The 13833-nt window shown below is 37.0% G+C and carries 10 protein-coding genes; 7 read left to right on the top strand and 3 right to left on the bottom strand.

Translation table 11 applies throughout. The features are described from left to right. The 6 genes from HAV12_RS10475 to HAV12_RS10455 all read left to right on the top strand — a co-directional run bounded on the left by HAV12_RS10475 (window position 1) and on the right by HAV12_RS10455 (window position 7748). On the top strand, window positions 1–471 hold the full coding sequence (locus tag HAV12_RS10475) for a hypothetical protein (protein ID WP_171569597.1): 471 nt from the start codon (window positions 1–3) through the stop codon (window positions 469–471). Window positions 472–717: 246 nt separating this feature from the next. Beyond that, on the top strand, window positions 718–1410 hold the full coding sequence (locus HAV12_RS10470; protein ID WP_171569596.1) for a response regulator transcription factor: 693 nt from the start codon (window positions 718–720) through the stop codon (window positions 1408–1410). Continuing rightward, entirely contained in the window at window positions 1400–2767 is a 1368-nt protein-coding gene (locus tag HAV12_RS10465) for a HAMP domain-containing sensor histidine kinase (protein ID WP_171569595.1), read from the top strand. Before HAV12_RS10470 ends, HAV12_RS10465 begins: the two co-directional genes overlap by 11 nt. A gap of 866 nt (window positions 2768–3633) precedes the next feature. Then, a complete protein-coding gene (locus HAV12_RS22915) occupies window positions 3634–4182 on the top strand; it encodes a carboxypeptidase-like regulatory domain-containing protein (RefSeq protein WP_240345263.1) in 549 nt (182 codons plus the stop codon). Further along, window positions 4160–6850, top strand: a complete 2691-nt coding sequence (locus HAV12_RS10460) for a TonB-dependent receptor domain-containing protein (protein ID WP_240345262.1) — start codon at window positions 4160–4162, stop codon at window positions 6848–6850. Before HAV12_RS22915 ends, HAV12_RS10460 begins: the two co-directional genes overlap by 23 nt. Window positions 6851–7067: 217 nt before the next feature. Further along, complete coding sequence (locus HAV12_RS10455; RefSeq protein WP_132037531.1) at window positions 7068–7748, top strand: metal-dependent hydrolase; 681 nt, start codon at window positions 7068–7070, stop codon at window positions 7746–7748. Between the two features lie 539 nt (window positions 7749–8287). Here the strand turns inward: HAV12_RS10455 and HAV12_RS10450 are convergent. Both HAV12_RS10450 and HAV12_RS10445 read right to left on the bottom strand, forming a co-directional pair. Beyond that, window positions 8288–9082, bottom strand: coding sequence for an alpha/beta fold hydrolase (locus HAV12_RS10450; RefSeq protein WP_240345261.1), 795 nt, complete (start codon window positions 9080–9082; stop codon window positions 8288–8290). 193 nt (window positions 9083–9275) lie between these two features. Continuing rightward, window positions 9276–10739, bottom strand: a complete 1464-nt coding sequence (locus HAV12_RS10445) for a catalase (RefSeq protein ID WP_171569593.1) — start codon at window positions 10737–10739, stop codon at window positions 9276–9278. A 395-nt stretch (window positions 10740–11134) separates the two neighbouring features. Between HAV12_RS10445 and HAV12_RS22990 the strand changes: the two genes are divergently transcribed. Next, window positions 11135–11260: a hypothetical protein gene (locus tag HAV12_RS22990; RefSeq protein ID WP_255539584.1), complete on the top strand. Its 126-nt coding sequence runs from the start codon at window positions 11135–11137 to the stop codon at window positions 11258–11260. A 24-nt stretch (window positions 11261–11284) separates the two neighbouring features. Here the strand turns inward: HAV12_RS22990 and HAV12_RS10440 are convergent, their stop codons facing one another. Beyond that, window positions 11285–13744 carry a sensor histidine kinase gene (locus HAV12_RS10440; protein WP_171569592.1) on the bottom strand — a complete coding sequence of 820 codons (2460 nt, stop codon included), beginning with the start codon at window positions 13742–13744 and terminating at the stop codon, window positions 11285–11287. Window positions 13745–13833 lie beyond the last annotated feature (89 nt).

Genomic DNA, 13833 nt, shown 5'->3' with positions numbered 1-13833 from the left:
ATGAAACCACTTCACTATATTTTCATCGCCTGTGTCGTTATACTGTCAGGCTGTAACCGAAATAACAAACACAACCTTAACGAAAAAGCTTCTGTATCAGCAGTAGATGAGCTGCCGGAAAATCCTCTGTTACTGTCGCCTATCACATTTTCTATTAATCCACGTGAGGCTGCCATGGCAACTTTATATGGTAATTCAATTGCTTATCAGCATGCCGCAACCAAAGCAAATAGTTCTTACCCAGACGGAGCTGTATTGTATGAAGTGACCTGGAGCCAGAAAGCAGATTCGCTATGGTACGGTGCTAATATTCCCAATCAAATTATTCAGGTGGAACGTTTAACATTCTCAGGAGACTCACTTCCAAAATACGAATTATATGCCGGACATCCTTTAAAGAAAGTACCTTTTAAAGCTGAAAATAAAAGAATTGCTTTTGTTATTGCTCAACGTATGGCTAATAATCCCTGATAAATTACGGGAATTTGCCAGAATAAGTATAAATTAAAACAATTGAAATTTTTTCTGTATTCCTATACACTTTAATCGCACTGCTATCAAAGCCATTCTTGTAAATGAAAAACTTTTTTTACAGTGCTGTCAGGACTTTTCTTATTACTTTTGTTTTCAAATTTGACCGTCTGTTTTATAACCTTTCTGATAGAAGATGATTAAGGATAAATTTTATAGTAGTAAACACTCCAATTCTATTCACTTATGAATAAAGTATTATTAGTGGAAGACGATCCGAGAGTCGCATCTTTTATTACAAGAGGACTTGAAGAACATCTTTATGAAGTCAAGACGATCACAAAAGGTTTTGAAGCCATAAAAGAGGTTATGGAGAACGAGTATAATATTATTATTCTCGACATCATGCTTCCGGACATTACAGGATTTGAGGTTTGTGAAGTTTTAAGAAGCCGAAAAATAATAGTTCCGATACTTATTCTAAGCGCACTCGATACGCCGCAGGAAAAAGTAAAAGGTTTACAGGCGGGAGCCGATGATTATCTGGCCAAGCCTTTTTTGTTTGAAGAATTGCTGGCACGGATAAATGCGCAGCTTCGTCGTGCGGAATTCAGCAACGGAATTCTGGATTTTCAGTCGTATGCCGGAGTCGAAATTAACATGAAAGAACAAAGTGTTTCCAGAGACGGAAAAGAATTAAATCTTTCGTCAAGAGAACTCAAGCTTCTGATCTTTTTTATGAAAAACCGCGAGAAAGCCTTATCCCGAATTGAGATTGCACAAGCAGTTTGGAATATTGATTTTGACACTACCTCAAACACCGTAGATGTTTATATTAACTATTTGCGAAACAAAATAGACAAGAACTTCCCCACTCCGCTCATTCATACCATTAAAGGAACAGGATATATGCTCAAACAAAAGAGTTATGAATCTTAAGAACAAGTTAGCGGTTAATTCTACTTTGCTGTTTGCTTTTATAGCCGGACTTCTTATGGCTGGTTCTTTTCTGCTGTTCAGAAGTCATATGAAAGATCTGTACTTTGATAATCTGGAAGATCATGCCATGACAACCGCACTTTTTTATTTTGAAAAAGATGAGATCAAAGAAATTAGCAGTGAACGTTACCGTCAGATTGAACTTCAGTACAACAGAATCAATAACGAATCGATACGGGTTTATGACGCCAAAACCAAAAACCTTTTTGTACAGGATAATATTGACATCCCTTTAAATGATCACTATTTAAATGCGATCACAAAAAACAAAATCCTAACCTTTACAATTAACCACAGACAATTTGTTGGACTATTTTATAAGGACAATCAGGGCGACTTTATCATTGTGGTTTCAGGAATCGATCGCACCGGTAACCGACAACTGGAGATGCTTGGTCTTATGTTTATTTTATTTTACCTGGCGGGAATTCCTTTAAATTATCTTTTAGGAACGTTTTTAGCCAGACAGACTTTCCGTCCTTTTACAGACGTTATTGCGAAAGTAAATACGATAACAACCGAAAACCTGCATTCGAGATTAGAAGTACCGCAAACCAGTGACAAAGACGAAATCAGGGAATTAGTTACTACTTTTAATTATCTGTTAGAAAGATTAGAAAGCGGCATCATGATTCAGAATAACTTTTTGAAAAATGCGTCTCACGAATTAAAAACGCCGCTCACTATTATTATTGGAGACCTTGATGTCTCGTTACAGCAACCCAGAACAAACGAACAATACGAAGAAATATTAAAATCACTTCGAAAAGATACTTTACATCTCAAAGCAACTCTCGAAGGGCTTTTGGTTTTATCCGGACTGGAGCTTTCAGAACCGCAACAAATGGAAATGGTCAGAATAGACGAAATATTATGGAATGTTCTCGAAAAGAAAGCGATTGAATATCCGGAAGCTAAAGTTTCGGTAGACCTGAACGCGATTGCAGAGCATGAAGATTTACTTTCTGTTTACGCCAATAAACACATGCTTTTTATTGCGTTGTATAATATTTTAGACAATGCCATAAAATTTTCATTTCCGGCACAAGTGGCCGTTGCTGCTCTTTCGAAAGAAGGGAAACTGGTCATCAAAATTACAGATCAGGGACCCGGAATCTCAGAAAACGATCAGCAATCTATTTTCAACCTCTTTTTCAGAAGCGACCATACACGTCATATTCAGGGACAGGGATTGGGTCTTTTTATCACCACACAAATTCTCAAACTGCACGATATTAAATTAATCGTAGATTCCGAACTCGGAAAAGGAACTTCCTTCTCTCTAATATTTCCTTAGAGAATAAACGCATTGAATATTTACTAAAAGCTATGTTTTTAAATAATAGCCACAGATCAAAAGGATCAGACAGATTACAAAATAGAGCTTTCAGAATCTGTGAAAAAAATATTTAAATAGTCTCCGGCTTTAGCTGGAGATTAAAAACGGAAAAGAAAGAGGCTTTAGCCAAACTGATCATTAGGCTAAAGCCTTTCTATCCTACTTTATTTTCCATCCAACTAAAATTGGACGGCTATTCGATCTAATACCAATTTAAAATCTTTTATAGTCCTGATATAAGTTAACCATTTAAAAAACGTTACATACAATTAAAAGGATTTCTATGTTTTTTTATCTCTCGCAGATTTTGCAGATTGAGCAGATCTTACTTTTGTTTAACCTTGCTTAAAAAAAATCTGCTCAATCTGCAAAATCTGCGAGAAAAAACATTTAATAACCTCCAGCTTTAGCTGGAGGTTAAAAACGGAAAAGAAATAGGTTTTAGCCAAACTGATCATTAGGCTAAAGCTTTTCTATCCTACTTTATTTTCCATCCAACTAAAGTTAGACGCTATTCATCATACAGCAAAGAATTCCATTTTCTGAATTGTAATACGAATATTTAAAGTTATCTGTTTTTGCAATCCGTAACATTGGCTTAATACTCTAATCTTTTTCTAATCTACTTTAAACACAACTATAATCTACTTATTTTTAGAATATTACACAAGTGATTGGTTTTAAAGAGTTAAATAAATTCCATATAAATAACACGTTCCTAATTTTAAGATAACACTAAATTGTTTTATGATTTTAAGTTAACAAAAGCGTTAAATGGGATCGAAACAAAGGCAGTTTCTTTGTCAAATAAAAACTAAAATAACATGACAAAACTAAAACTCTTTTTTTCGGCTTTAATGCTTCTTGTTATGGGGAACATTTTTGCTCAAATTACAACCTCGTCCTTATCTGCAAAAGTTAATGATGGTACAAGCGTTCTTACTGATGCCGAGGTTACATTAACACATTTACCTACCAACTCCGTTTACAGAGCCGTAACAGATAAACAAGGTAGGTTTAGTTTCGAAAATTTAAATGCCGGCGGACCTTATGAACTGGAAATTAAAAGTAAGGATACCAAAGATTACTCCAACGCACAAATATTTTTAGCACTTGGTGATAATGATTTACCAACAATCGTAGTTGCGAAAGCGGACAATAATGTATTGGAAGAAGTTGTGATTACCAGTTCTAAACCTTCTTCTAAAAATAACGGAACCAATATTAACGAAAAGCAGGTAAATGGTCTTCCGTTAATCAACAGAGGGATTCAGGATGTTACCAAACTGGTTCCGCAAAGTTCCAACAACTCTTTCGCAGGAACCAATTTCAGATACAATAACGTAACCATTGACGGTTTCAATAAACAATGATGCCATTGGATTTAGTCCGTCTTTGGGTGGGCAATCCGGAACTTCAGGAATGCCGGGAAGCAGCACACGTTCCAATTCGATAAGTTTGGATGCGATACAGGATATTCAGGTTTACATTGCTCCTTACGACATTAAATTAGGAAACTTTTTAGGAGGAAGCGTCAATGCCGTAACCCGCAGCGGTACCAATACAGTGAGCGGATCTATTTACAGTTATGGCCGAAGTGCAGCCATTACAGGCCCGAATAACGCTGGTGACGGTTCTAAGATGCCCAATTCTTTTGGTGATTACCAAGTGGGTTTCCGATTGGGTTTGCCCATTATAAAAGACAAATTATTCTTCTTTACCAATATGGAATATGCCGAGCGAACTGATCCGTTATTTTACAATGCAGGACAGACCAATTCTGCCGGAAAATTAACTTCATTGGTAGATAACGCTACAGCAGAACAAATTTCGAATTTCGTTAAAACAAATTACGGATTTGACACGGGAAGTTATGGTGCCTACAACAACTTTGCAAAAAGCCAGAAATTCTTCAATAAATTAGATTGGAAAATTAATGACAAACATTCCCTATCGTTAAGAAACAATACTGTTATCTCTGAAGCGTCAAACTTAGAGCGTGATGCAGCAAATTTCAGGTTTTCAAGTATGGATTTTACGCAGAAAAACCAATCCATCAGTACCGTTTTAGAATTAAAAAGCCATTTCAACAGCCAATGGTCGAACTCCTTTATTGCCAGTTATTCAGCCATTAAAGATTATCGTGATCCAAAATCAGGCAATATTATGTTTCCCCAGACAGAAATTGGATATAACGGAGGTACTATTTTCTTAGGAAACGACCGTGAAGCCACTGTTTTTAATATGAAACAAAATACGGCTGAAATCACAGACAACCTAACTTACAAAACCGGAAACCATACTTTGTTGTTTGGTACGCACAATGAGTTCTACGACATCAATTACGGATTCGTAAATGCCCTAAACGGAAGAGTTTCATATAAATCCCTGGCAGATTTCTACAATAAATTACCTTCTCGTGTCCGTGGAACGTATCCGTTTGACGGTTCTACCAGAGATGAAATTTTTAATGACCCGTATGCTAAATTCAAAGTAAACCTTTATAGTTTTTATGTACAGGATGAAATCAGAATTGGTAACAAATTAAAAGTTACTCCGGGTGTGAGAGTAGATTACACCGATTTGCCTACAAAACCAAATCTGAGTGCACAAGTGCAAAACTCTCCTGCCGATCCTAATTATGGTACAACGTACAGTTATACGCCATTGAACCAGATTAAAAACAACTTTTTCAGTACTGCTTTAGTTTCTCCAAGAATAGGATTTACGTATAATGTAGACGAAGACAAAACACTTGTTGTAAGAGGCGGATCAGGCGTATTTACAGGGAGAATTCCATTTGCCTGGTTAGGATATGCCTATTACAATGATGGTGTAGGTTACGGAAGTTACGACAAAAACAACCTTACTGCAGCACAGGTTGCAGCAGCGGGCGATCCTTTGGCAAACAATGGATTAAACGGATATCACGATGCAACTCCAAAAGTACAGGCGGATTTGGTAGACAATAAATTTAAAATGCCGGCTGTTTTAAGAAACTCCCTGGCTATCGATAAAATCATCGACGGATATAAATTTACAACTGAAGGTATTTATACCAAAGTAATTCGTGATCTTGAATTTCAACAGGTAAATAAGACAGACAATCCTACTTATTTCTCTTATGACACGAATCATCAGATGCCAATTTATGCAGCAAACATCAATCCTGCTTTTTCAAATGCTTACCTTCTTTCCAATACGAATAAAGGATACAGATACAGCATTACGGAAATGGTTTCTAAAACATATGATTTTGGTTTAAATTTCATGGTCGCATATACATACGGAAATTCGCGTGATGTTACCAACGGAATTCGTAACTCTATGGAAAGTAACTTCCAGATGAACCAATCCTTAACCCCTAATGATCCGCAACTGGCAACTTCTAACTTTAACATCAAACACAGAATCGTTTCTAATGTTGGATATGCGGTAAAAGTGGCTGATAACAATACTTTGTCTGCCAATGTATATTTTAATGCACAATCCGGAAATCCGTTTTCATGGGGATTTGTAAACTCAACCATTGCCGGAACAGGACAAGCAGCAGGATTGGCTTATATCTTTAAAGATGCAACAGAAGCCGCTAAATATATCGGAGTAAGTCCAACCGGAGTTCCATCAGCTACAGCAGCACAACAAGTAGCAGATTACGAAGCTTTCGTTAATGGAAATGATTATTTGAAAAACAGAAGAGGAAATTTCACAGAAAGAAATGGCGACACTACTCCATGGAACATCCAGGCTGATTTGAAATTAATGGATGAAATCAAAGTTGCTAAAGTAGGTACTTTCCAGATTTCATTTAGTATGGCCAATATTGGAAACCTTATCAATAAAGATTGGGGAAGAAGTTATTTCGTTCCAAACACTTATAATTCAACAGCCAACTTAGGTTTAACAAAATCAGGAAACTTAGGCGGAGTTGCTACCGGCGACCCAACCTATACTTTCCAGAAACCGGGTTCATCACCTTACACTGTAGATCAATTAGCCTCAAGATTCCAAGGACAATTTGGAGTTAGGTATTCGTTCTAGAGATTGTGTTTTTATTTTATTTTTTAATTGTCACCCGGTTTCAAACCTTATGAAACTGGGTGACTTTTTTATAGCGAATTCCGCGATTGACATAAAAAATCCCCTTATTAAATGTTTTTTTCCATTGAGCTATCTGCAAGTCAATTTAGCGGCACATTACTTGAATACTATTTTTTGTCAATTATTTCTAATTATAAATTTACTAATCTTATTTATTATGAAAGTAACGTACTACGGTCATTCTTGTTTTTCTGTATATGCCAATGGAAAACATATTCTTTTTGATCCTTTTATAACCCCCAATGAACTTGCCAGAGATGTGGATGTAGATGCCATAAAAGCAGATTACATTTTTATTTCCCATGCGCATTATGATCATATTCTGGATGTGGAGCGTATTGCCAAAAATACCGGAGCGAAAGTGCTTGGGAATTTTGAAATCTACAACTGGCTTTTAAAAAACGGGATCGAAAATGCACATCCCATCAATCCCGGCGGTAAATATGATTTTGATTTTGGAACTGTAAAATGTGTTACAGCACAGCATTCAAGCAGCTTCATGGATGGCTCTTACGGTGGTATCGCCAGCGGTTTTGTTCTGACCACTATTGACGGTAATTTTTACTACAGCGGAGATACTGCCCTGACTCTCGACATGCAGCTGATACCAAAATTTACTTCCCTTGATTTTGCTGTTTTCCCAATCGGGGACGGACTTACAATGGGTATAGAAGAGGCGGTTGAAGCATCAAAACTTGTTGGAGTCACTAAAATATTAGGCGTTCACTATGATACGTTTGGCTTTATTGTAATGGATCATCAGAAAGCATATGACGGATTTAAAAATGCCGGACTGGAACTTTATCTCCCGGAAATTGACAGTACAATACTGCTTTAATCAGCGTATTTTAACCGGGTCTGCTTTCTATATTTCGTAAAAACATATTTTTTTTAGTGATATTTAAGAAAAAATATCAAGGCACTATGAATCCTTGGGCGATTCGGGAATAAATATTTAAAAAATCGATACCTGAACCAGTTGGAAAGATCAGAATCAGGTTAACATGAAATACCTCTCCAAATTCGTGATAAACGAAACGGAGAGGTTTTCCTTTTTAGACTATTTCTTTTTTTCCTCTTCCAATCTTATTTTATTTTCACAGCTGAGCTTATAACGTTCAGAAACATTCTGCTTCAGGGAAAAAGAAACTATAATTGTTAAAATCAAAACAATCAGTATCAGCACAGCAAGTATTGCTGCAATTGTGAAATAAAAATTACAAGCCTCCATGCTCTGAGAGTTTACATCCTCCATATCTATACAATAGTGCTGCCGTCAAAAAACATTGCAGCATATTCAGTAAATTTAATTTCATGCAGTACTATCTTGTTTCAAATGAATCGGTAATTTCAGACAAACCTTCTTCTGTTGCTTCTTTATTGCGCCAGAAAAGTATTTATATATCCGGCAGTCAATATGGGTTCCTGATGCTGCGGGGCGTGGCCAGCGTGAGGAAGTATAATAATCTGTACGGTAGGAAGCTCCCGAAGCAGCGGAAACCAGTTTTCTACGGCGGCGCTAATATCGTTGTCTCCTGATATTACCAAAATTGGAACAGCCGTTTCTTTAAGTTTGTCTCTGAGTCCTTCCTTGTCTTCCGCAGCTGCTCCACCTGCCTGAAAATAAAGCTGAAAAACATCCATAGTAGAAGGAATTTTAGATACGTCAAGCCTTTTGCGGATTCTTTCATAAGAAATTTCAGCAGCCGCTATTGATTTGCGGGACTTTGGTTCATAAAAAAGAACAATTTCATCCTCAAAATCATTCAATGGCTTTACCGCAGCCTGCAGGAAAGCGGGTTCTATATCCACTGTTCTCTCCCCCAACGGCACTGATCCGATAATTACAGCGTGTGTGATAAGTTCCGGATATTCAAGTGTTGCCGCCTGAGCAATCAGTCCTCCCCAGGACCATCCCAGCACAGCTGTTTTCTCCAGTTTTAAATAAGCCGCCAAATCCTTTATATCTCTTGCTACAGAGACCGCATCAGTCGGCAGAGTTCCCGTCGAGTAACCGATTCCCGAATAATCGAAGGTGATAACCCGAAAATTCTCGGAAAGTGTATCTAAAAATAATGGATCCCAGGTATCAAGAGTACCTCTGAAACGATTGCTTAAAATTAGGGGTGCTCCGTTTCCAATGGAACGGTATGCCAGTTTTCTTCCGGCCAATTCTGCATATTGAGTTTCACTGCCATGCGCCGTATCCTGTGCATTTTTACCTGCTATTGTGTCAGGATTACTACATTTGAAGTCTTTGTTTTCATACTATAAATTTTAATTTTTGGATTATAAATTCATTTTCTTGTTAATTTAAATCAGCCTTTTCGATAATTACTTTCGCTACAAATGTGACTGATAAAGATCACTTCTCTTCAGACCACGTTAGATTTATGTCAATACCTAAAGCTTTTGCAACACCTCGCCCATAATCCGGATCGGCTTTATAACAATTTTGAATGTGCCGTACCTGAATAAATTCCTGTGCGCTGCCAACTGCTCTGGCTGTATTTGAAAAAAGCAGTTCTTTCTTATCAGGTGTCAGTAGCCTGAAAAGATTACCCGGCTGAGAAAAATAATCATTGTCTTCCCGATGGTCCCACTGCCATGCATCACCAAATAAAGCCTGAGGTGGTTCCTTGTACTCGGGCTGCTGCTGCCATTCTCCAAAACTGTTTGGCTCATAACCTTTGGCAGCTCCATAATTCCCGTCCACACGCATGGCTCCATCCCTGTGAAAGGCGTGATAAGGACATTTTGGAGCATTGACAGGAATCTGTGAATTGTTGACACCTAAACGGTAACGCTGGGCATCTCCATAAGAAAAAAGGCGGCCCTGAAGCATTTTGTCGGGAGAAAATCCGATGCCGGGAACAATATTGGCGGGGTTAAAAGCAGCCTGCTCTACTTCTGCAAAGTAATTTTCCGGATTTCTGTTCAGTACAAATTTTCCGGTCTCGATAAGAGGGAACTCCCCATGTGGCCATACTTTTGTCAGATCAAAAGGATTGTGGGGATAATTGTAAGCCTGCTCTTCACTCATAATCTGAATATAGAACTTCCACTCCGGCAGATTTCCTTTTTCAATATTTTCAAACAGATCCCTCTGGTGACTTTCCCTGTCATCGCCTATAATCGCTGCTGCCTCGGCATCGGAAATATTTTCTATACCCTGCTGTGTTCTGAAATGAAATTTAACCCAGAATCTTTCCTTCTGTGCATTTATAAAACTATAGGTATGACTACCGAATCCGTGCATATTTCTATAGGATTTAGGAATGCCCCTGTCGGTCATGTTAATTGTAATCTGATGAAGTGCTTCGGGAAGCAGCGTCCAGTAATCCCAGTTATTATCTACGCTTCGCAGGTTAGTTTTGGGGTCACGTTTCACCGCATGATTCAGATCCGGGAATTTTAAGGGATCCCTGAGGAAAAATACGGGAGTATTATTGCCTACAAGATCCCAGTTCCCCTGCTGCGTATAAAACTTAAGTGCAAAACCGCGAATGTCACGCTCCGCATCGGCCGCACCGCGTTCTCCGGCAACGGTCGAAAATCTTACAAACATCGGAGTCGTTTTTCCAATTTCTGAAAATAGATCAGCTTTAGTAAAACGTGTTATATCCTGTGTAACGGTAAATTCCCCATATGCGCCTGATCCCTTTGCATGCATGCGCCTCTCTGGTATTACTTCTCTGTCAAAGTGAGCCATTTTTTCTAAAAACCAGACGTCCTGAAGCAGTGCCGGTCCCCTTTTGCCTGCTGTCTGAATGTTTTGATTATCCGCAACCGGCGTTCCCGTAGAAGTAGTCAATTTGTTATTTTCCATGATTGTATTTATTTTGGTTTAGTATTAGAATTCTGATCTTTAATAAAGCTTTGAAATAACGTTATACCAGGGCAGCATAGTAATTACATTTAGATCGGATCGATCCACTGTACATAAAATCTATCCGATTAAGAAGATATTTTAATCCGTTGCTTCTTATCAAACAATTCAAATACCAAAAACCAAACAACTGATTAACAGTGGTTTTATATTTTTTATACTGCTTTTTTGTTTTATATTTCGCGAGCCTAGCAGGCAGATTTGCGAAATATGATGAAAAAATAGGCTGTACATTGTAAATTCAGATTCTTCAGCAATACGATCGCCGGCAAAGGGTATTCCGCAGCTTTAAACAAAAAGATAAACGAGGAAGTCGTATTATTAAACACAAATCCATGAATAGAATCTGGTCCGGAACCGGCTTCTTATTCATGGATTTGATTTATATGATGTTTAGGAACATCATGGAAGGTGTAAATGAGAATATTCAGAAATTGATTATACTTCAGCGAAACTCCTGAGCTATCTGTTTTTTTTAAAGTGTATTAAATGTCAAAATTATGAACCGGTTTCTTCAGGTACTTTTTATCGAGAGGGTGCTCCGGTTTAAACTCAAGTTTTAAGATAGTCCCATTGTTGTTTTCCATGATAAATTTCCCCTCTAAATCCTCACTCAGACCTTTTATTAAACTCATACCAAAAGAGTCTGTTTTACTATTGCTTAAAGTAGTATCAATTCCGATTCCGTTATCTGAAATAGTCAGCAGATAGTAATCTGCTTCTGTTTTTTCCAGTAGTACACGAACTAATCCGATGCTGTTATCCGGAAAAGCATATTTAATTGAATTGGTAATGGCTTCATTCAGGATAAGACCAATCGGAATTGCCTGTGCGACATCTAACTCCAGTGGTTCAACTGTAATTTCAAAGCGGATTCGCTGTCCGGTAGAAAAAGAATCTTTTAAATATTCAACCAAATCTTTGATATAGTTAGACATATGAATGGTTGCAATATTGTCTGACTTATATAGTTTTTGATGAATTAATGACATGGAATGTATTCTGTGCTGACTGTTTTTGATTGCAGACAAAGCCATATCATTATTTAAATAAGCCGCTTGTGAACTTAAAAGGCTTATTACGGTTTGCAAATTATTTTTTACCCGATGATGAACTTCCTTCAACAGCCATTCTTTTTCATCCAGTAAATGTCTCAAATTAATGTTCTTTTGGTTAATTTCTCTTTCCTTGATCTCCAGTTTGCTGTGATTTCGTTGTTTTAAGCGATAACGGTTATACAACAATCCAATTATGATCAGCAAAAGAATTAAACTTCCAATTGAAAGATTATTTAAAAGTTTCGATTTTTGCAATTCGCTTTCCCGCAATTTAGATTGATTATTTAAAAATTTAATTTCCTGTTCTTTATTTTTAGTTTCATAGGCAATTTTCAGTTCATCAATCTGCTTGTTTCTGGAGACTCCATGAATGGAATCGTTTATTCTTTTATAATCCTGAAAATGAGCTAAAGCTCCTTTGAAATTTCCGTTGATGGAATCTGTTTTATACAGTAACATTTGAAAAACATCTGAATTGGAAGTTTTACTACCGGCATTACCAAGTGCCAAAACTTTATCTGTGTAAGGCTGGGCTTTTTGCGGTCTGTTTGTGTTAATGTAAAATAAGGCCATCATAGTATATTGATGGGCGATTTCTCTGGATGTTTCCGGCCCGTGGAGCTGCTGCGCATAATCGTCCATTTCCTTAAAATATTTTTCAGCGAGAATATTCTTCTTTAATGCTTCATAACAATTCGCTTTGATGAAGGCGACTGACATTTTATCAAAGGTACTTTTTGGAGGATATTTTGCGGTCATTGAATTGATATAGGCAACAGCTTCTTTATTTTTTCCTTTTAAGGATAAAGCGGCGACACCGCCAAAAAAACTTTTATACCAGGTACCGGTATCCAGATCGTTACGTCCCATTTCAATACTTTTCAGGTATAAATCCAATGCTTCCTGATTATGGCCGTATATATTATAAACATCACCGAGGCGCATGTAAAAAATATCTGCAAAAGTATAATCCTTCTCCGTTTCCATTCTTTTCACGCTTTTTAGCGCATAGTACAAAGCGTCTTTTATGTTGTGCTGGTGCAATTCGACATAGACGATTGTTGTTTCTGTAAATTGCTGGTGTGTGAAACCAATTTTACGCAAATCAATTAAACTTTGATACAGTCTCTTTTTTGCTTCCTGCATTCTTCCTGACCAAAAATAAATGGTCGTAATCTTGCTGTAATTCTCAATTCTTTTTTCTTCTAATCCTAAAGATGCATAAAGCGAAATTACTTCCAGCAGGATTTTTTCTTTTTCAGGGTCTAAATTAGATAATGCATCTCCCTGAGCTTCTAAACCCTGAGCTGAACCTAGTTTATCATTACTTTTGCGACATTCGTTTATAACCTGTAAAAAACATTTTTTACTTTCAGACTGATTATTTGCCTGATAATAATATTTACCAAGCAGCAACAGACTTTGATGCTGCCATTTTACAACTTTTAATTTATTACTCTCTGCAAATGCCTGATCCATATAAAGCTTTGCCTTTCGAAGATCGTCTGGTTTTACACCCGGTTTAAAAAGGTAAAAGCTCCCTAGTTGAAGTAATATTTTAATTTTTTCCAGACCTGTTGATTTAGCAATCAGCTTTTGTATCCCTTTACTATTTCCTTTCTCTATTAAATCACTTCCAATTAATGATTCCTCATTAAAACCTTCCTCATACGCCAGCCTTAAAGGCAATTTATAAGCTGTAGCGGCTAAAACAACTGAACTGTCTACATCTATAGCACCCTGATTAGAATTATACAAATAAGTTGAACAAAGCTGAAGTAGTAATCTTTTTTTAGGGAGATCATATCTCGCAATTGCAGGCGATACCTGAGCTAATGCTGAGCAAGTTATTAATAAGATGCAATAGAAATACAGATTTTTTTTCATAATTAACTACAAATCAGGTTTTTGAAATTGGTTTTAGTTAAAAACAAATATAAAAATAAACCAGAAGCATGTTTGAAAAATATCAGGAA

The organism is Flavobacterium sp. CLA17 (assembly GCF_013112255.2).
Taxonomy (GTDB): domain Bacteria; phylum Bacteroidota; class Bacteroidia; order Flavobacteriales; family Flavobacteriaceae; genus Flavobacterium; species Flavobacterium circumlabens.
Note: the sequence above shows the minus strand (reverse complement) of the source record. Positions and strands in the feature narration are given on the sequence as shown.